The organism is Thalassobacterium maritimum (assembly GCF_031127805.1).
Classification (GTDB): Bacteria; Verrucomicrobiota; Verrucomicrobiia; order Opitutales; family Coraliomargaritaceae; genus Thalassobacterium; species Thalassobacterium maritimum.
Map to the genome: position 1 here is coordinate 50284 of NZ_JARXHW010000019.1, position 20773 is coordinate 71056.

At 53.0% G+C, this 20773-nt stretch carries 16 protein-coding genes; 8 read left to right on the top strand and 8 right to left on the bottom strand.

Annotation, left to right across the window (positions count from 1 at the left end; translation table 11 throughout):
• Positions 1-59: 59 nt before the first annotated feature.
• Both QEH52_RS09840 and QEH52_RS09845 read left to right on the top strand, forming a co-directional pair.
• Positions 60-863 carry a cytochrome c oxidase assembly protein gene (locus tag QEH52_RS09840; RefSeq protein ID WP_308950106.1) on the top strand — a complete coding sequence of 268 codons (804 nt, stop codon included), beginning with the start codon at positions 60-62 and terminating at the stop codon, positions 861-863.
• A gap of 17 nt (positions 864-880) precedes the next feature.
• Positions 881-2701 carry an SLC13 family permease gene (locus QEH52_RS09845; protein ID WP_308950108.1) on the top strand — a complete coding sequence of 607 codons (1821 nt, stop codon included), beginning with the start codon at positions 881-883 and terminating at the stop codon, positions 2699-2701.
• A gap of 128 nt (positions 2702-2829) precedes the next feature.
• On the opposite strand, the gene QEH52_RS09850 is transcribed toward QEH52_RS09845, so the two are convergent.
• A complete protein-coding gene (locus QEH52_RS09850; RefSeq protein WP_308950109.1) occupies positions 2830-3246 on the bottom strand; it encodes an RrF2 family transcriptional regulator in 417 nt (138 codons plus the stop codon).
• A 239-nt stretch (positions 3247-3485) separates the two neighbouring features.
• Here QEH52_RS09850 and gyrB point away from each other — a divergent pair, with 239 nt between their 5' ends.
• The 6 genes from gyrB (at position 3486) to QEH52_RS09880 (ending at position 15139) form a co-directional block, all read left to right on the top strand.
• Positions 3486-6026, top strand: coding sequence for a DNA topoisomerase (ATP-hydrolyzing) subunit B (gene gyrB / locus QEH52_RS09855; protein ID WP_308950110.1), 2541 nt, complete (start codon positions 3486-3488; stop codon positions 6024-6026).
• Between the two features lie 105 nt (positions 6027-6131).
• Entirely contained in the window at positions 6132-8834 is a 2703-nt protein-coding gene (gene gyrA / locus QEH52_RS09860; protein ID WP_308950111.1) for a DNA gyrase subunit A, read from the top strand.
• A 170-nt stretch (positions 8835-9004) separates the two neighbouring features.
• On the top strand, positions 9005-12175 hold the full coding sequence (locus QEH52_RS09865) for a tetratricopeptide repeat protein (RefSeq protein ID WP_308950113.1): 3171 nt from the start codon (positions 9005-9007) through the stop codon (positions 12173-12175).
• Positions 12176-12250: 75 nt separating this feature from the next.
• Positions 12251-13615, top strand: a complete 1365-nt coding sequence (ffh, locus tag QEH52_RS09870) for a signal recognition particle protein (protein ID WP_308950115.1) — start codon at positions 12251-12253, stop codon at positions 13613-13615.
• Positions 13616-13621: 6 nt separating this feature from the next.
• The gene (locus tag QEH52_RS09875) at positions 13622-14065 is read left to right on the top strand and encodes a bifunctional nuclease family protein (RefSeq protein ID WP_308950116.1); all 444 of its coding nucleotides are present in this window, start codon (positions 13622-13624) and stop codon (positions 14063-14065) included.
• A 9-nt stretch (positions 14066-14074) separates the two neighbouring features.
• Positions 14075-15139, top strand: coding sequence for a tRNA dihydrouridine synthase (locus tag QEH52_RS09880; protein ID WP_308950118.1), 1065 nt, complete (start codon positions 14075-14077; stop codon positions 15137-15139).
• Positions 15140-15204: 65 nt separating this feature from the next.
• Here the strand turns inward: QEH52_RS09880 and QEH52_RS09885 are convergent, their stop codons facing one another.
• The 7 genes from QEH52_RS09885 to rpmG all read right to left on the bottom strand — a co-directional run bounded on the left by QEH52_RS09885 (position 15205) and on the right by rpmG (position 20588).
• Positions 15205-17049 (bottom strand): ATP-binding protein, encoded by a 1845-nt coding sequence (locus QEH52_RS09885; protein ID WP_308950119.1) that lies wholly within the window; start codon positions 17047-17049, stop codon positions 15205-15207.
• Between the two features lie 26 nt (positions 17050-17075).
• Positions 17076-17906, bottom strand: a complete 831-nt coding sequence (locus QEH52_RS09890) for a hypothetical protein (RefSeq protein ID WP_308950120.1) — start codon at positions 17904-17906, stop codon at positions 17076-17078.
• A 108-nt stretch (positions 17907-18014) separates the two neighbouring features.
• Positions 18015-18725: a M48 family metallopeptidase gene (locus QEH52_RS09895; RefSeq protein WP_308950135.1), complete on the bottom strand. Its 711-nt coding sequence runs from the start codon at positions 18723-18725 to the stop codon at positions 18015-18017.
• Positions 18726-18739: 14 nt separating this feature from the next.
• Complete coding sequence (locus QEH52_RS09900) at positions 18740-19393, bottom strand: MazG family protein (RefSeq protein WP_308950122.1); 654 nt, start codon at positions 19391-19393, stop codon at positions 18740-18742.
• 49 nt (positions 19394-19442) lie between these two features.
• Complete coding sequence (locus tag QEH52_RS09905; protein ID WP_308950123.1) at positions 19443-19793, bottom strand: arsenate reductase family protein; 351 nt, start codon at positions 19791-19793, stop codon at positions 19443-19445.
• 24 nt (positions 19794-19817) lie between these two features.
• Positions 19818-20288 carry a hypothetical protein gene (locus tag QEH52_RS09910; RefSeq protein WP_308950124.1) on the bottom strand — a complete coding sequence of 157 codons (471 nt, stop codon included), beginning with the start codon at positions 20286-20288 and terminating at the stop codon, positions 19818-19820.
• A 129-nt stretch (positions 20289-20417) separates the two neighbouring features.
• Positions 20418-20588, bottom strand: a complete 171-nt coding sequence (gene rpmG, locus QEH52_RS09915; RefSeq protein ID WP_308950126.1) for a 50S ribosomal protein L33 — start codon at positions 20586-20588, stop codon at positions 20418-20420.
• Positions 20589-20773: the final 185 nt, after the last annotated feature.

Genomic DNA, 20773 nt, shown 5'->3' on the forward strand with positions numbered 1-20773 from the left:
AAGCTCAGTAGCCGCATTTTGCGTTCGCAAGCGAGCCGCCACCTTACATTCTCCGCTCGATGCAATTGCACTGGCACACCGAACCGCTCCTCCTAATCACCCTATTGGGTGTGGGTTGGTTGTACGCCTTGGCCGTGGGGCCCCTGCGCTCACGGATCGCTGGCGAGGCGCGCTTCCCCTTGCGCGAATGCATCCTGTTCTACCTCGGCTTGGTGCTCACCTATCTGGCAGTGGGCTCGCCCTTAGATCAAATTGGCGAACAGTTCCTATTTTGCGCTCACATGGTGCAGCACATGTTGCTCATTTATTGCAGCACCACGCTCTTCATCTACGGCACGCCCGCATGGTTGATTGACTGGCTACTCAAACCAGAGCCTTTGCGCAAGCTCATGAGCTTACTGACTCACCCCGCCTGCGGAGGGCTACTCTTCACCTTCGTGTATACCATCTGGCACATCCCAACGCTTTACGAAGCAGCGCTGCACGATAAGCGCATACACATCCTAGAGCACTGGACCATGTTTGCCCTCGGCCTGATCATGCTCTGGCCTTATTTGACAAATTCCACTCGCGTGCCACGGCGCAGCTATGGCGTCTGCATGCTGGCGATCTTCTTACTGATGGTCGGCCAGTTGCCCGTGTTCGGCTTTCTCTCTTTTGCCAATGAGGCCATCTACCCCACCTACGCCTGGGCCCCACGCATCATCGACCTCGACCCGCTGAATGATCAAATTCTAGGCGGAATTATCATGAAAGTAGTGAATATGGGATTTTCGCTTACAATTCTCGGAATATCTTTCTATCATTGGGCGAAAAGTGAGGAAGAAGACGATCCAGCGGACGCCTACGCCTCCAATAACTGATACCGAACCGTTCTTAAATGACCTGGGAAATTCTATTCGTCTTCGCACTGTTAATCTTTGCGATTATTAGCTTTATTTGGGAGCGCATCTCAGCCGATTTGACTGCGTTGACCGTTTTTGGCATCCTGTTGTTTGTAAGCGTGCTGACACAGAGTGAGGCACTGCCTACGCTAGACCATTTGCTGAATGTATTTGGCAATTCTGCCCCACTCACGATTGCGGGTATGTTTATCGTGAGCGCGGCCTTAGAGCGCACCGGCGCGATTGATCTAATCACCGCCTACCTGCGTAAACTGGCGCGCTTCCCCTACCGTAGTTTTCTTTTTATTATGATCCTGGGTGTGGCTGGCGTTTCCGCCTTCGTGAACAACACCCCCGTGGTGATCGTGCTGATGCCCGTCATTCTCTCGCTCTCGCGCGAAATGGGTGTGGCCTCGTCCAAGCTGCTGATTCCACTCTCCTATGCATCCATTTTTGGCGGCACCTGCACCCTGCTCGGCACCAGCACCAACCTCTTGGCCAGTGGCATTCTACGGGACGCCGGCCATGCGCCCATTGGTATGTTTGAACTGGCCGCCGTCGGCCTGCCAATTCTGACACTTGGCACCACCTACCTAGTGCTCTTCGGTAATAAACTACTACCACACCGGGAAACGCTGACCTCGATCCTCAGCGATGAAGAACGCAAAGAGTTCATCACCGAGGCCTTCGTGCGCGCGGGCTCCGATCTACATGGCAAAACCGCCATCGAAAGCGGCATGCTCAAAGGTCGTGGCATTCGGCTCCTGGAAATCGTCCGCCATGGCGTTGCGGTGCAAGGCGACCCTAAGAAGCAAAATCTGCAATACGGCGACCGGCTGGTGCTCGCCTGCCGCCCGTCCGGCGTGGCCGAAGCACACTCGATGAAAGGCATCACCATCCAAACCGAACTCGCCGAGGGTTTGGAAACCATTGCCACCGACGAAGGTGCACTGGTCGAAGGTGTCATCTCCCCCCATGCTTCGATCGCCGGCCTGACTCTGGGGGAAATCAATTTCCGGCAGCGCTTTCGTATGGTCGTCGTCGCCGTGCACCGCAAAGGCACCAACCAACGCGAGCGCCTGTTCAGCCTGCGCCTTAAGCCAGGCGACACACTACTGATGATGGGCTCAACTAAGGCCATCGACTCACTCGCCAATAGCGACGAAATCATCATTCTCGACCGACCGCGCGTGCCCGCCCGTAGTCTGCGCGCCAAGATGCCCATCTCGATCGGCATCTCCGCCTCAATCGTCGCACTGGCCACCTTCAACGTGGTGCCCATCGTGGCCGCGGTTTGCCTTGGAGTCGCCATACTCCTACTATCCGGCTGTATGAAGGCTAAAGAGGCCTATGCATCCGTCGAGTGGAGCATTCTAATTATCATCTTCGGCATGCTGGCACTCGGACAGGCCATGGACTCCACCGGCGCCAGCCTCATGATTGCACAGAGCATGACCGGACTGGTCTCTAGCTTCGCACCGGATCAATACCAAAATCTGATCATGCTGGCATTGATTTACATCATTACCTCCACATTCACCGAATTCCTCTCCAACAATGCAGCTGTCGCCCTGATGGTGCCGATCGCCCTGGGGATCGCCGCCACACTCGGCATCGACCCACGGCCCTTTGTCGTCGCCAGCTGTATCGCAGCTTCTGCAAGCTTCGCCACACCGATCGGCTACCAAACCAATACTTATGTTTACGGCGTCGGCGGCTACCGCTTCTTTGACTTCACCAAAGTAGGCCTACCGCTGAACCTAATCTGCTTCACCGTCACCGTGGCCGTGGTGCCCATTTTCTGGGGATTCAATTAGACGCGGCCCTCAGTGCTCAGTCATCAGTCATCAGTCCTCAGTCATCAGTCCTCAGTCATCAGTCATCAGTCCTCAGTCCTCAGTCCTCAGTCCTCAGTCCTCAGTCCTCAGTCCTCAGTCCTCAGTCCTCAGATGTAATACATGTCCGCATCCGCGGTTTGCACGATAAAATCGTCTAAAGTGTATTCCGCCATCTTGGCCTCAAAAGTTTGCCCGACCTCTCGCCAGATGGAAGCCACGCGCTCCCCAGAGTGCCCGGAGTCCCCGAAGTTGCGCTCCAATAGCTCCCCATCGACCGCCTCTACGATTTCAATCAAACTCACCTTCTTCGGGTCCCGTGCCAGTGCGTAGCCACCTTGCTTGCCGCGCTTGCTCAAGATTAAACCCGCGTTGCGTAATTCATTTAAAATTTGCACCAGGTAGTTCGCTGGGATCGCCTCAGCGGTCGCGAGCGTCTCGATGTGCGCGAGTTGATCTTGGCCATAGCTACGGCCTAATTGGGCCAAAACACGGCAGGCATATTCAAGTTTATGAGAAAGCTTCACAGGGCTTAACTTAGGCTCATGACTCAAGAAGTAAACTTAAAAGCAAAAGCGAGCGCGTGTGTCTGTATTTTGCCAAAAAACAGCCCGCCTCCGAGATGATTATTCGCGGAACAATTCCAGCGACTTCTGACTCACATAAGCGGCTCATGCATAGCGACTTAATCAGACTCAAAAAAAACTAAAAAAGCAGTTTTTTTTAGTAGCCAGCCCACGCCCCTTTACATATAAATTTACAGCTTATGCCAGAAGATACAACGCCCGAAAATTCAGATAACATGGACGCTGCTGCAGCGGCCAAAAATGAGGTCTACGACTCGTCGAAAATCCAGAAGCTCGAAGGTCTCGAAGGTGTGCGCAAGCGCCCCGATATGTATATCGGCGACACAAATGAGCGCGGCCTGCACCACTGCGTGTTTGAGATCGTAGACAACTCGATCGACGAGGCCCTCGCCGGCTACTGCTCGACCATCACAGTCAGCATCCACAGCGATGGCTCCTGCTCCGTCGAAGATGACGGGCGTGGTATTCCAGTCGACATCCACCCGAAGTACAACATCCCCTCGCTAGAGCTGGTGATGACCAATCTACACGCCGGGGGTAAGTTCGGCAAGGGTGCCTACCAAGTCTCAGGTGGCCTACACGGCGTCGGTGCCAAGTGCGTGAATGCCGTTTCCGAATGGTTCGAGGTTGAGGTGCGACGCGACGGCAAAGTCCACAAGATGGAATTCTCCCGTGGCAAGACGACTTCCAAAATGAAAATCATCGGCGACACCAAGCGCACAGGCACACGCATCGCCTTCTCGCCGGACCCGGAAATCTTCGAAACCACCCGCGAGTTCAAATTCGAATTACTGGGCAAGCGCCTGCGTGAACTGGCCTTCCTAAATCCCGGCATTCAAATCACTTTTGTCGATGAACGTATTAATAAGACCGAGTCTTTTATCTTCAAAGACGGCATCGCCGAGTACGTTACTTATCTCAACGAGAACAAGAATGTGCTGCACGAAGAGCCCATCAGCTTCCATGGTGAAGCCCCCACTCCGAATCCGGACTTGGACGCCAACATCGTGGTCGACATCGCGTTCCAGTATAACGACAGTTACAACGACCAAATTTACGCCTATGCGAACTCGATTCACAACATTGAAGGCGGCACCCACCTATCCGGCTTTCGCACCGCTCTCACACGTGTAATCAATGCCTACGGTAAGGCCAATAATCTGATTAAAGACAAAGAGCCGAACCTTTCCGGCGAAGATGCTCGCGAAGGCCTTACGGCTATTGTTTCAGTCAAAGTTCCAGAGCCGCGCTTCGAAGGTCAGACCAAGACCAAACTTTCCAATGGTGAGGTTGACGGCATCGTACAAAAGATTACCGGCGAAGAGCTCAAATACTACTTCGAGACCAACCCACAAGTCGCCAAAAAGCTAATCGATAAGTGCCTCAACGCCGCACGCGCTCGCGAGGCAGCCCGCAAGGCGCGCGAGACAGTCCGTAAGGGCGCGCTCTCCTCGGGAGGCCTGCCGGGCAAGCTCGCGGACTGCTCTTCTAAAGATCCTTCCGTATCAGAACTCTACATTGTGGAGGGTGACTCGGCGGGTGGTTCAGCCAAGCAAGGGCGCGACCGTGCCACACAAGCGATCCTTCCGATTCGGGGAAAACTCCTAAATGTGGAAAAAGCACGCCTCGACAAGGTGCTCGGTAATAATGAAATCCGCACCCTGATCACTGCCGTCGGCACTGGTATCGGTGATCACGAAGGCGACGGTGCCTTTGATGCGACCAAGGCGCGTTATCACAAAATCATTTTGATGACCGATGCGGACGTGGACGGTGCCCACATTCGCACCCTGCTGCTCACCTTCATCTTCCGCCAAATGAAGGGCTTAATCGAGGCTGGTTACGTCTACATCGCTCAGCCGCCGCTGTATAAAATTAAGCGCAAGCGTCGTGAGCAATACGTCGATAACGATCCACAGCTTAACCGCATCCTGCTCGAACTCGGATCCGAAGATGTCACCCTGGTGCGCCTACGCGACCAAACAGAGCTGTCTGGTGAGACCATTGATCAACTGGTCGAGTGCATGTCGCGCCTAGAGATGATCGGCCGCGGTGTCACACGTTACGGTTGTGACTTTGCTCAATTCCTCGACCAACACGATAGCGAGGACTACAAATTGCCACGCTACATCGTCCGCATCCGCACTGGAAATGAAGAAGAATTCCGCTTCTTGAAGAATGACGACGATCGCATCGCCTTCCACACCGAGTTCGAACTCAACGATGAAGACGGCACAGGCACCGTCATCCGCGAAATCGTCAACGACGAAGGCATCAAGATTCAGCAACGAATTTCCTTACACGAGATCTACGAGTCTACGGAAATGACCAAGCTCATCCGCGAAATCGCGGATGCTGGCATGGACATCAAGCAGTTCTCCAAATCCGAAGAACCACGCTACCAAATCATCGAAAACAAAGGCGACCCGAAGAAGGAGAACATTATCGAGCTCCACTCCATCATCGAATTGATCGAGAACATTCGCAGCATCGGCCGCCGTGGCCTCAGTATTCAGCGCTACAAGGGTCTTGGTGAGATGAATCCGAAGCAGCTCTACGAAACCACGATGGACCCCAAGAAGCGTCGCCTCCTCAAGGTCAACATCGCCGATGCCGCCGTAGCGGACGGCATCTTCTCCATGCTGATGGGCGAAGATGTGCCGAGCCGCCGCGCCTTTATCGAAGATAATGCGCTCAACGTAGCTCACCTCGACGTGTAACAATGGCGAATAGCTAAGAACTAATAGCGAAACTCACGATCGGCAACTAATCCGCGATCCGTAATTCGCCATCCACTATTATTTTAAACGAAGTTTAAAAATCTCATGTCCGAAGAACTCACACCACACAACCCCGAGCATACACGCCCCGAGGGCACGTCGATTATCGACATCATGCAGACGGCTTACATCGACTATTCGATGTCCGTCATCGTCAGTCGCGCTCTGCCCGACGCTCGCGACGGCCTCAAGCCGGTGCAACGACGCATCCTCTACGCGATGCTACGTGAAGGCCTGCTCCACAACCGCCCCTTTGATAAGTGCGCCGGTGTCGTCGGGGAAGTCCTCAAGAACTACCACCCACACGGTGACAGTTCTGTATACGACACGCTCGTGCGCCTCGCCCAGAACTGGGTCATGCGCTACCCGCTGATCATTCCACAAGGTAACTTCGGTTCGATCGATGGTGACTCTGCCGCTGCCTATCGTTATACCGAGTGTAAACTCGAAGGCATCGCCGAAGACCTACTCAAGGACATCGACGAAGACACAGTCGACTTCGTGCCCAACTATAAAGAGAGCTCCACCGAGCCCTCCGTGCTGCCCTCCGCCCTGCCCAACCTCCTAATGAACGGCTCCACGGGTATTGCGGTCGGTATGACCACCAATATTCCGCCGCACAATCTGAGCGAAGTCATCGACGCCGCAGTCGCGATCATCGACAACCCGAAGATCGAACTCGACGAGTTAATCAAGATCATTCCCGGCCCCGACTTCCCCGGTGGCGGCTTTATCCACGGCAAGTCTGGTATCGAAAGCTACCTCAAGACCGGCCGTGGCATCGTCCGCACCCGCGGTATCGCCGAAGTGGTCGAAAACAATGGCAAGGAAGAGATCATCATCTCGGCCATCCCTTATAACGTCAATCGCGCCTCCCTCGTCATTCGAATCGCCGACTTGATTAAGGAAAAAGCAATCGACGGCATTTCCGACCTGCGCGACGAGTCCACCGAAACCACACGCATCGTCATCGAGCTCAAGCGCGGCGCCATCCCACGCGTCATCATTAACCAGCTCTACAAGAGCACTCCGCTGGAAAGCTCCTTTGGCGTCATTCTGCTCGCGCTCGACAACCGTCGTCCTAAGCAAATGAACATCAAAGAGATGCTCACTTGCTACATCGACCACCGCCGCGATGTCATCTACCGCCGCACCGCCTTCCGCCTGCGCAAAGCCGAGGCCCGCGCCCACATCCTCGAAGGCTATAAGATCGCCCTCGATAACATGGATGACTTTGTCAAAATCATCCGTGCCTCCAAGAACCGCGAAGAAGCCAAACAAGAGCTGATGGCGAAGTATCCCCTCTCGGAGATACAAACCAACGCCATCCTCGAACTGCGCCTCTACCAGCTCACGGGCATGGAACGTGGCAAGATCGAAGAAGAGTACCTCGCACTGATGGCGGTCATCGAAGAGCTGCGCTCCATTCTCGAAAGCGAGCAAAAGCTGCTGATGGTGATCAAGGACGAGCTTGCCCAAATGAAGGACAAGTATGGCAACCCACGCCGCTCGACCATCCTCTCCATCGATGGCGACCTTTCCATGGAAGACATCATTCCAAACGAAGGCTGCATGATCACCGTCACCCACAAGGGCTTCATGAAGCGCACTTCCTTGGATGAATACCGCTCACAAAAGCGCGGCGGTAAGGGCGTGATCGGCTCGGGCCAATACGAGGACGACTTTGTCGAACACCTCTTCACCGCCTCCACTCACGACTACATCATGTTCTTTATGAACAACGGTCGGGTCTATGTGGAAAAGGTCTACAACATCCCAGAAGGCAGCCGCACAGCCAAGGGCCGCGCCATCGCCAACATCATCGAACTACAAGCCGGCGAGAAGATTGCCGCGATGATCTGTGTCAAAGACTTCAACGAGTCTGATCAACGCATCGTGCTCGCCACCGAGCGAGGTGTCACTAAGAAGACTCTGCTCTCCGACTATAAGAACCACCGCAAGGGCGGCCTGATCGGTATCAATATCGACGAAGGCGACAACCTGATCGGTGCACGCCTCACCACCGGTAACGACGACATTCTGCTGGTGACCAGTAACGCGCAGTCGATCCGCTTCCCCGAAACGGATCTGCGTGATCAAGGGCGTGCCACACGGGGTGTGCGCGGTATCAAGCTCAAGACCGAAAAAGATAAGGTCGTGGCCATCGAGATCGTGAATCCAAGCCCAACAGCCGAACCGGCTGAAGGTGAAGAAGTCGAGCCCAAGAAGCTGCTGCTGATCGCAGGTGCCAACGGCCTCGGCAAGCGCACCGAGTTCAGCGACTACCGCGTGCAATCACGGGGTGGTTCTGGTATCATCGCAATCAAGTCCGACAAGGTCGCAGGCGCACTCAGTGTCACCGAAAAAGACGAGATCATGATGTTCACCAAAAAGGGCCAAGCCGTCCGTAGCCCGATCAACACAGTGCGCGTCACTGGTCGCGCCGCCAGCGGCGTCAAACTAGTCAACCTCGCCGATAAGGATGAGTTGATCGGCATCAGTAAAGTCATCGCTACCGAAGAAGATCAGTCCGGCGAAGACACCGACCTGGTCGAAGGCACCGATGCCGATGCGGTTGAAAACGCAGCCCCCGTCACAGGCGAAGTGATAGTCGCCCCTGAAAGCGAAGCGCCTGAAAGCGAAGCGCCTGAAAGCGAAGCGCCTACTGCCGACGAAGCGCCTGCTGCCGACGAAGCGCCTCAGCTGGACTTGTTTGGCGAGGACTCTTCCGATGACAGCAAAGAATAAAGCGTAAGCAGGCATCAAGCCGCAACCGTTTCATCCAGGCCGCCCTCTCACCGGGGCGGCCTTTTTCATGGACAGACTCAAAGTCTTACCATCCAATGCTTATCAACCTCATAGCAAAAACCGCAACATTCGCGGCCCACAAGCGACGATACAACTAGCCAAAGCTCCCCATGCGACTCAAAAAAATCGGATTATCCTACCTGCTGCTATCCCTACTAAGCACAGCATTCTGCACCCCGGAATGGCACACGATTGCCAACCGCTACATCGAACAAACTGACAAACCCCAGCGATGGGAATCACGCCCCCAAACGCAAACTCCCGAACCAGAGCTGGTCGATGTGCTCAAGGCCCTTCCAGCACCGGGGCAATGGACGCAACTCCGCGAAAACTATGCGGAACAACTCGCAGAGGCATCCAATGTCTCTGCCGAAGAAATCTTGATGCACTTACTCTTGAATTACCTCGATGGTCATCCGGAAGCCACCCAGCGCACACTCGACCAACTAGAAAAGACCTTCTCAAGCAACGAGGCACTCGAATACCACCTCGACTCTGTCTCCGAATTGAGAAACGAGCTCTACAACACTGCAATCGAGCTCCCATCGGCAGACATCCTTCAACACTTCGAACAGACGCTTAACTCACACTTACCACAAGAGGAAGATTCAATCCATGCTAGCGTAAACAATCCAGCAGCACTGCTCGAACTGCAGGCCTACGTAAAAGCGCAACAACAACTTCTGCGAGAATACATGAAGGCTTTTCAAACGGAAACACCCGAAGATCCCCAAGCAATCTATACCGAATACCAAACAAAAAACACCGCCCTATTGGAGAAATACCCACTCGCCAGTGAGTTAATGGAATCGGTCGAAGATAATCCGGTTCTCGAAACCTATGTAATGACCCTCTATGGTGTAAATGATTCCAACTACATCCCAAGCATTCAGGTGCCCGACTTAGTCACCCTTGCCGGAGAAGAGGAAGCCCGCCGATTGATAACGATCGCACTAAAAGCTCCACTCCAGCTAGAAATACAGAACGCTGAAGCAACCAAACGTCTGGCACAAGCGCTCGCACTCGAAAACATCGAACAACTCGCGGTCGCGCAATGGGATCTGGTGCAAGAAATCAATCAAGTGCCACTCTATGAAGCCATGCATGCCAAATTTCCACTACAAGGCGATTTGGAACACGATTATACGCGAAAAAATGCACTGGGTTACTATTTTTGGGGCTTAGTCGCACTGACACGAACGGACGATGCCATGACACTGATGCAAACGCATCCAACTCTGGCCGAGAACCTGCCCTATGGTGCTGTCCGCTCTATGATTAAAGCGGGCTATAGCCAACAAGTCTGGGCTTTTTTAGATCAGTTATTACACCGCTCCCCACAAATCGACTTATGGGAAGAGTATATGGCACTTTCAGCGGAGCTCAACCAAACCGACGCGATGCTGGAGAACGTTCGCAACGCGATTGAGAACAGAAGTGACCAGCTCGACCAGAAATCCGTGATCGAAAAACACATGCTTCTGGCTTCTGCCCACCTATCGGCAGGCGAGACCGAGCCAGGCATCGCATCGCTAAAACTCGTATTGGCCGAAACTGCGAGCGCCCCTGAGGCTGCCGAGGCTCAATTCGAATCCGCCTCAAATCTGGTAGAAATCGGTCTACTGCTAGATCGAGCTGAGCTAGTTGAATCTGGCCTGAAGGCTGCAGTCATCGCGTTGAAGGCCACACCACTCGAAAGTGAATACGGAAGTATCCACACCTACTCACATCAGAATCTGATCGAGCTCTACCTTAAGGCCGGCAAAGTCGAAGAGGCTGAAGCCACAGCACGCCAACTACTCGACCGCCTGGACCAAGTCGGCACAGCGCAGGTTGCAAAAAACAAAAAAGCACAAGCATCTGACGATTACTACGGCGGCAACGACGCCACAACACTCACCGCCTTTCGATCGGAAAATGCCGACAGCTATCAAGCGCTGTTAACAATTCTGCTTGGTATTCATATTCAAAAAGAAGATTACCCTGCTGCGCTCAAGCTACTCAATGAAGAGAGCCGCTGGTGCACTGCAGACATCGCGAATATCCTCCAAGAAACAGACCGTTCCTCCAACAATTATAAACTCGGCTGGTTGGTCGCCAAGGCCTTACACGAAACGGGCGCGCCAGACAAAGCGGCCCGCACGCTAACAGCCTCGCTACGTGAATCCAGCGGTTACGATCCTGCCTACGCTTTGTATTTAGAAATCAAAGGAGCCGACGCGATCGAATATTTCGACAAACTCTATCAGCTCGACCAATTTGAAGAACGCCCCTTAATTTGGAAAGCGCAGCACCTCCTGGATCAAGGCAAAATCGACGAAGCCGAACGCACCGCCCAAAAAGCCATTGCCACAGACCCCTCCGACGGCGAGCAAGCTCGTGGCGATCGCATGCGCGTGTATGATGTTATGCGCCAGATTAAACTCGCGCGCGGCAAAACTATAGAAGCTGACTTTTTCGCAGATGTGCTCAAAGCGATTCGCTTATCTGAAAATGCCGACCGCTTTTACAGTGCGGGTCTATATACCACTGCAATCGAAGCTTATCGACGCTCGCTCGAATTCTTCCAAGACGCTTACTGTATACAATCTCGTATCGCAGTCAGACTCTACGACAAAGGGCAAATCGAAGAAGCCATGGTTCACTATAAGAAGGCCTATGAACTCATGCCCTCCAGCTTTGGCCGTGTGGAGAGCCACTGCTTCGGCTGCGAGAGCGTCTTCAAGGGAGACCAGCCGCAGTCGATCGCCGAAGAAATCTTCCAAAATATGCTCTTAACCCAAGCCGAAGTGCCTCAGGTCCACTATTTAATGGGCTATCTCCGCGACTACCAAGAGCGAGAAACCGAAGCACTCAAACACCTACAAGATGCGGTCGAACTCGACCCCGATTATCTCAATGCCTGGAAGAAAATCGAGTCACTCAGTAAGCGCATGCAAATGGATACAGTCACTCAAGATCAGCTTATTCTAAAAATATATGGCCTGGACCCCCTCGGCAAACACTCCTCGCCCGCGCTCCACGAAGTGAGAGACCTCAAAAAAATGTGGCACGCTGTGCTCGATAATCGCGAACGCATACAAGTGCTCCCCAAGCATACCCAAGTCTACCCACTCAAAGCTTCAGCCCAACAAATCGCAACACTCGCAACGAATCCGCTTACCACTTACATGTCCTACGAGGATACCGTGGAGCACCCTGCCGAGGCGCTCATTCGTAACCGGGTGATTGAAAAAATCCAGGATCTCTTCGTCCAACTCAGCCACAGCGAGAATATATAGCAGTCCAAGCGATCTTGCAAACTTTCCCGTTGCCAGCTCGGGAGCACAGACTTAGGCAATACTGACAGAAAGACTATGTTAGAAAATTTAACCGATAAACTAGGCAGCGCACTCCGTAATTTGCGGGGTGTCGGCAAGCTGAGCGAAGAAAACATGGCTGAGGCACTCAAGGAGGTGCGTCAGGCCCTGCTCTCAGCAGATGTGCATTTCAAAGTCGCGCGCGAGTTCGTGGCTACCGTAAAGGAGCAATGTGTCGGCCAAGAAGTGCTCAAGTCGGTCACTCCCGGCCAACAGGTGATTAAGATCATCCACGATGAATTGGTCAAACTACTGGGCGAAGGCGCCACCGAGCTGGAAGATAAAAAGCCGCTCCGCATCATGATGGTCGGCCTGCACGGCTCTGGTAAGACCACCAGTAGTGGTAAGCTGGCTCGCTACATGGCCAAAAAGCGTGACTACCGCCCCGCGCTGGTCGCCTGCGATGTGTATCGTCCGGCCGCGATCGACCAACTCGAAATGCTGGCCAAAAACGAAGGCTGCACCTTCTACGGCGACCGCGAAGAGAAGGATGTCGTGAAAATCGGTATACGCGGCCTGCAAGCGGCCAAAGAGGCCGATGCCAACCTGATTATTTTTGATACAGCGGGCCGGCTACAAATCGACGAGGACTTGATCGAAGAAATCAAGCGCTTAAAGGCTGAAGTGCAACCGGATGAAATCCTGCTGGTCGCCGACGCCGCGCTGGGCCAAGAAGCGGTCAATGTGGCCAAACACTTCCACGAGGCAGTGAATTGCACCGGGATCATTCTGACTAAGCTCGATGGTGACGCCCGCGGGGGTGCCGCACTCTCGATGAAATCGATCTCCAATGTGCCGATTAAGTTTATGGGCACCGGGGAAAAGTCAGACGAGTTTGACGTCTTTCACCCCGACCGTATGGCCTCCCGAATCCTGGGTATGGGCGACGTGGTCTCGCTGGTCGAAAAAGCTCAAGAGACGATTGATCAGGACGAAGCGGAGCGCATGGCCGAAAAGATGCGCAAGGCGGACTTCAACTTGGAAGACTTCCTCTCGCAGATGCAGCAGGTCAAAAAGATGGGCTCGCTAGGCTCGTTGGTGGGCATGATGCCTGGCATGAGTGGGGTCGAAATCGGCGAAGACGAAGAAAAGAAAATGGCCCGCACAGAAGCCATCATTCTTTCGATGACTGTGCAGGAACGCCGTCAACCACGCCTATTACGCGGCAGTCGCCTCAAGCGCATCGCTAATGGTTCGGGTGTGCAAGTGCGCGATGTCAACGCCCTGCTGAAACAGTTTAATCAAATGCAGAAGATGATGAAGATGATGCGTGGTGGTAAAGGGCGCAAAATGATGAAGGCGATGAAAGCACAAATGGGCGATGAGCAAGGCGGCCTGCCCACCAACCTACCAGGAATGTAATTTTAGATGGATAAGCAAGTCGTTCCAGTTCTCGTCAAGGGTGTGATGCCAACCTCCAGTGGTTGCGCCGTCTTCCTCGGCAACAACGATAAGACCTTTGTCATTTACGTAGACGAGGGTATCGGCGATGCCATTCAACGCGCGGTGGATGGCGCCAAAGGCGAGCGCCCCCTCACCCACGACCTGATGCTTACCATGTTGGACGGCTTGGGCGCGGAGGTGGAACGCGTTGTGATCAACCATGTCGATCAAGGCACTTTCTTCGCACGTCTAATCGTCTCGATGGAAAACGAGCTCGGACACAAGATCATCGAACTCGATGCCCGCCCTAGCGACTCCATGATTCTCGCGCTCGCCTCTGGCAAGCCAATCTATGTCGCCCAAACTGTGATCGATGCAGTGGATGATATGACAGAGATCTTGGCCAAGATCCTTGAGCAAGACTCGTAAACTCGACCTATGACGCCACTCCCCGAACCGCTGATAGCTGGGCAGCCATGGACAGCGCTGGCTCCGATGCAGGACGTCACGACGCTCCCCTTCATGCGCCTGCTGGGCAAATATGGCGCGCCGGACTTGCTCTTTACGGAGTATTTTCGTGTGCATGGTCACTCGACTTTAGAGCAACACATCGTCGACGCGGTCTGTCAGCATAATACGGGACGCCCGGTTTTCGCGCAGCTGATCGGTGAAAGCTTACCTGACTTGGAGCGCACCGTCGCAGCGATTGAAACCGCACAGCTGCCGGTGGCGGGCATCGACCTCAATATGGGCTGCCCGGCCCCTAAAGTTTATAAGAAAAATGTCGGCGGCGGTCTACTGCGCGAGCCATCGAAAGTCGACGAAGTGCTCAGTTGCCTGCGTGGCGCCATCCAGGGCCGCTTCACCGTTAAGATGCGCATCGGTTTCGACAGTGACCAACACTTTGAAACGATCCTAGACCTGATCGAGAAGCACAAAGTCGACTTACTAAGCTTACACGCGCGCACGGTGAAAGAAGCCTACCGCAGCGAAGTCCATTATGAATATATCAAGCGCGCTGCCGAGCGAGTGCCCTGCCCGGTATTGGCCAATGGCAACGTAACTTCAGTTGCGAAGGGGCAATGGGTGCTCGACCAAACGGGCAGCGCCGGCGTAATGATCGGCCGCTCTTGCATTCGTAACCCATGGATCTTTCGTCAGCACCGTGAACACTTCGCCGGACAGCCCATCTTCCAGCCAAAACTCGGCGATGTGCGCGAGTACATCGAGGAGCTGATCGTCGCAACCAGTCGTCCCAATCGAGAGGGGCAGTATCATATCAATCACATGAAGAAGTTCCTAAACTTCATCGGATTGGGAGTGGATACAGACGGTCAATTCCTACACGACATGCGCCGCGCACGCACAAAATCAGAGCTGGATGCCATTTGCGATAAGCACTTGATCGAAGGAGGACGTGCAGAACAATTGTTTCCAGATGAGCCGATCAAAGGCTTGGTCGCGCGCCCTAACTGCGAGACTTCACGCGGCTGCTCTTTGTAAAGATTCCATAGCTAGAAGCACCACGAACTCGCACTGTGGAACACACGATGCGGACAGGGATCGATCTATGCTTTGGCTTGTTCGAAGAGATCTTGAATTGTCTGCTTCAGTATGTTAAGACGCAGCGGCTTGCTCAAATAGGCATTCATCCCATTATCTAGGCAGCGAGCTTCGTCTCCCGCCAAAGCGTTCGCAGTCAACGCAACAATCTTAACTCCCTGAGCCTGCTGACCAGCCGCACCTTGACGTATTTGGCGCGTGGCCTCTAGGCCATCCATTATAGGCATTTGAAGGTCCATAAAAATCAGGTCATAATTTTGCTCGCGCAGTAAATCTAATAACTCCTCGCCATTGTCAGCAAAATCCACAGACCAGCCAAGCCGACGCAGCATAATCATAATCACTCGTTGATTGGCCAGATTATCCTCTGCGACAGCAATTCGAAGTGGTAATTGGTCGGCAAGTAATTTCGGCTTCGGCTGATCTTCACTAACAGCCTTTTTTATTTTTGGCTGAATCGGAATCGGTGGGCGCGAGTCTTTCAAGGAAACAATCTCAAACTGGGCGCGACTAAAGAAACAAGAGCCTTCCCCAGGGAGACTAGTCGCCCAAGCTTTACCTCCCATAGCTTCACTCAGACGCTTGCAAATCGCTAAGCCCAGTCCAGTGCCTCCATATTTTCGGGTGGTCGAGCTGTCTCCTTGAGAAAAGGGTTTAAACAACTGGCTGAGCTGCTCGCGAGTCATCCCGATTCCCGTGTCACGGACTTCAAATTCAATATCCACCAGATTCGTTTCCAGATTAATAGCATGCGTGCACACACTCAGCGAGACCTCCCCCTTTTCTGTAAACTTGATCGCGTTTGACAAGAGATTGGTTAAGATCTGACGCAAGCGGGTTTCATCGCCACGAATTCGACGTGGCACGTCTTCGTCGACATCAATATTTAAACTTAAGCCCTTTTCAGTCGCCTGCGAAAAGAACATTGAGCTGAGCTCGCGAATCACGGGTAAGATGGCGAAATCCCGAGACTCTAGATTAAGATTGCCGGACTCCACCTTGGAAAAATCGAGCACATCGTTGATTAAAGACATCAAGGCCTCACTACTGGTCTTGATCGTAGCCAAGTAGTCATCTTGCTCTTCATCCAAATTGGTATCATTGAGCATTTCAACAAAGCCAATAATCCCGTTCAGGGGCGTGCGTATTTCATGACTCATAGTCGCCAAAAAGTCACTTTTAGCGCGGTTGGCGCTATCGGCTTCGTAGGCTGATTGCTTCGCATGTTCGATTACTTGATTTAAACGCTGATTCACAATTTCTAATTCCTCTCGAGCACTATCGGCATCCTCCATCATACTGAGCGCAACCTTGCGCCCTTTCTTAAGTTCATCAGCCTGCTCAATTAAATCAGAATTAGCAGAGATTAATTCCTTCTCCGCACGCTTCCAGCGTTGCTCCGTCTCCCCATGATTACGTGTAATAGTACGTAATGTATCGGATAAGCGATCAAACTCTTTAAAATCAAAAGTCTGAGGCATCAGAGCCGACCCGCCAGTGCCAATACTGCTCAATCGGTCGTTCAATAGATCTAAATTGCTCTCTAAGCGTTGCACAAAATAACGTGTGGCCATTAACGGCACCGTCACACCAAACAGGAGAATCGCAAAGGCCAGCGCCATACTGCGATAAAACTCTTGTTGATGTGCTTTAGTCCGCTCCTCTCGCATGAACTCAATTTCGTCGATGTGTTCGATCGGATTGAAATCAACATTCGAAACCATAGAATTAAGCTGCTCCATTAACACCGAGCGCTCTTCCATATACTCAGTAAAGCGAATGGAAACCATCCAGCCGACAATCACGACGACGACCGCGATAATCGGCAGCGCGGCATACAGATATACCATGCGCACAATGCTACGTGCCTGAGTGCTCAATGGCCACTCCCCTTTCTCACGGCAGCGAAAGGCAACGATTCAACCAGCTCAACTGGCAATTCCAGCTTACTATCATCCGAGGAATTATCTGTTTTATAACGCGGCGCCTCCCCTGCTTCTCGACAGAGTAAATTCACCTCTTCTTTGAGTTCGAGAATGCGTGTTTCGCGACGAAACATCCCTTTTCGGAAGCGATCCAAATCTTTTTGAGCAGCCTCTAGATCTGCCACTCGTTCAGCATTCTTAACTGGCGGCACGAAAAAAGCAGCTTCCACCACGTGCTCCTTTTCGAAATACTGCCCGCTCAAGAGTGCATGGGTCGAAAAACCGTCGGCACTCTTCATTTCGATTTTAGGCTGTTTAACGGAAGCGTCACCCTGCTTGATCGAATCCACAACGGACTCCAACTTCAAAGGATTCACCCCCAACACTTCTTCTAAGCGCTGCCCTCGTAACACTGAATCTGTCGGCATACGAAGCATTTTAACGAACCCTGGGCTGGCTCGATCAATAATTAAGCTTCCCGCATCAAAGCGTACAAAACATGCCAAGGACCGTGAATAAAGTTGATTCTGAGCTTCCAAACTCGATGCCTTTGCGAGCGTGAGCAAGCGCTCTTTTTCTCTTAACTGAGAAGTCAAGCTGCGCTCAATCCATACAAAGCACGAGACAGTCACCCCGCCCAAACCAGCAAACACGTAAGCCTCGATATCGGTAACCCCCAGCACGATCAAAACAGTCGCGATTGCAATGCATGAAAAAACACCCGTGGTCAGCGCGAGTAACAATGCACTGAATGACATTCCTTGGTGATCAGTCGAATTCATGATTTGATGCTTAGTAACAAGTAAACAATTGCGAAATTAGTAGAGTCTATCCCCTAGTGTGCAAGGCTAAGTGACAGAATCTATAAAAAAGCCTAATGCTCCACTTTTTCAAGAACGCCCCACTCGCATCAACTCGGCACCACAGGCATCAAGCGCGGCTTCATGTGCGACGCGCAATGGGTCATAAGCATCCAGCAAAGCCCAAAACCGCGGCCCATGATTCATTTCGGTCAGGTGCGCCAGCTCGTGCAGCAGCACATAATCCTGTAGCTCGGGTGCGACTAAGACTAAACGCCAATTGAGTGAGAGGCCGCGCCGACTGGAACAAGAGCCCCAGCGACTCGATTGGTCCCGCACAGAGATAGCGCCATATTCAAGCTGTAGGCGCTTGGCGTGATAAGCCACGCGGCAATGCAGCGCATCTTTCGCAAAGCGGCGCGTCAATTGCAGCAAGGAGGCCTCATCCACCACGGGCAAGCGCAGCACCAAGACCGCCCCTCCGGCATCGAAACAGTAATCGGCCCGCCGTCGCGTGCTAGACTCGATCCTAACTTCCAAAACATCGCCACTCGCCGTCATCCGCGGGTGCTGCGCGAGCCACTCCGTGAGTGTTACGACCGGGGGCACTTTAACCAGTTGCGCATCCAGCCACTCGCGTTGCTTCTCTATAAAACGAGCTACATTGCGGTCGCTGGTCTGCCAGGGCACTGAGGCCAGCACTTGATTCTGATGCCCGAGTCGCAAGCGCAGGTGTCGCGTCCCCTTGCGACGACTCACCTCAACGGGCACGCGCTGCCCACTCGCACTAATAAACTCCATCACACGCCCAAGGCTCAGACCTGCTCGAGGGTATCAACAACATTCTGGGTATAGCGACGCAGCGCAGACTCGGGGTCGATCCCCTTGGCACGGCAAGCTGCAGCAATCTCAAAGAGCTGTTTACCCAAACTCGCTTCGTCGATACTGTCCGCGGCTGCATCAATCGCCACTTGATCGATCACAGTTTCAGCGAGCATCTGCTGTTTCTGAATCTGCTTATATACATCCTTCGCATACATCAAGGCAGGCAGTTGATTGGGCAGATCCTTGAATTTGCCCGACTGCGCGGGACCTCGTTTACGCTCTGTAGCCTTGATCTGATCCCACTGCACGAGAACTGCCTCCGAGGAGCTTAAGTCTCCCTGTCCAAATACATGTGGGTGCCGGCGCACGAGCTTCTCATTGACCTCACGGCACACGCTCTCAAAGTCGAACTGCCCTGCCTCTTGTGCCATCTGCGCATGCATCACGACTTGCAGTAAAACATCCCCCAACTCCTCTTCCATGTGGTCCATGTCGAGACGGTCGATCGTCTGCAAGAGCTCACAGCACTCGTCGACTAAGCATTCAGCAATCGATTGGTGATCTTGCTCAATATCCCAAGGGCAGCCGGTCTCCGGCTCGCGCAAGGCAGCTACAGTTTTAATTAAATCTTCAATGGCACTCATATATATTATTTGCTTCTAAAATGTAAATCGCTGTGAAACTGCTGCCCACTTAGCCCAAGGTCTCTGCCCACAAGGCTTCTTTAAACCCGACCAAGCCGAAGCCCTCGCCTAGCACGAAGGGACGCTTGACTAAATTGCCTCGGCTCGCCAGCAGTCCCAGCGCCTGGGTCTGTGACATACTAGGCAACTTCTCTTTCATATTGAGCTCCCGGTAATCACCGCCAGCCGTGTTGAATAATTTGCGCAGCTCACCAGATTGATACTGTAGCATTTGCTCCAGCTCCGCAACTGTTGGCGGCGTCTCGCGAATGGGGTATTCCTCATAAGAGATGCCCTGCGCATCCAGCCATCGAGTCGCCTTTTTACAAGTACCGCAGTTTTTATAAGTGTAAATCTTCATACCATCCAACAGATGGATGTAGAATCACTCAACCGTCAAGACCTGCCCGCTAGAACCATTCGGCAAACGAAAAGAATCCCCTGCACGACGGCCTAATAGACGCCCCGCCAAGGGGGATTGCGCCGTAATCACTGTCACTTCGTACGATTCCATCTTTATAACTTGCCCCCCAGCCGTTCCTGCAAAAAAGAAATGCTCCTCGAAGCCCCCAAAATCACAACAAAAGAGTGCGCCAAAGGATACTTGAGTCTTCGGCTGCAACAGCTCTTCGCGCTCGGACTGCAGTTCCTCAATCGCATCCGCCCATTGTCGAGCCTGTCCAGCCTGCCCAGCTGCTAAGTATGAAGCCTCCAACCCCTGCGTATCCCACTGCGACTCCGCACGCGATTCTTCATTCGTCGCGTAAGACGCTGCATCCTTAGAGGCATTCACGGCATTGAGCGCTTCCTCGCGCAGCGTCGCTAATAGGCTGTTAAAGAAATTTGTTTTGTTCATGACTCGGACTAAGCCGCCAGCCTTCGCATCGAAGCGCAGTTGACAATACTATTCAGCCAACAAAAAACCCGCCACGTGGGCGGGTTTAGAAAAATTGACGCTCATTGAGCCAATCAAGACAGTAGGAAATTACCCCTTGATTTCGCGGTGCAGCGTGTGGCGACGAAGAAACTTGTTGTATTTCTTCTTCTCAACGCGATCGGGCTGTAGCTTCTTGTCGCGTGTGGACATGTAGCGTGATACAGGTTTCCCCTCGGCGCGGGCTTCGGTGCATTCTAAGATGATGTGCTCTCTGGGCATGACTAAACTTTTGTTGATGGTTTCGGAAAAAGCAGCGGAAAGTAGGTGCTTCGCTCCGCGAAGCAACCCTTTTTTCCAGCTATTTCACCGACTACTGAGCGACACCCAGCTGGCACCACTGAATCATTCAGTCAAAATAGTCTGTATATTAAATCTCAAAGAGGCCCGAATCCACCCAGGTGACT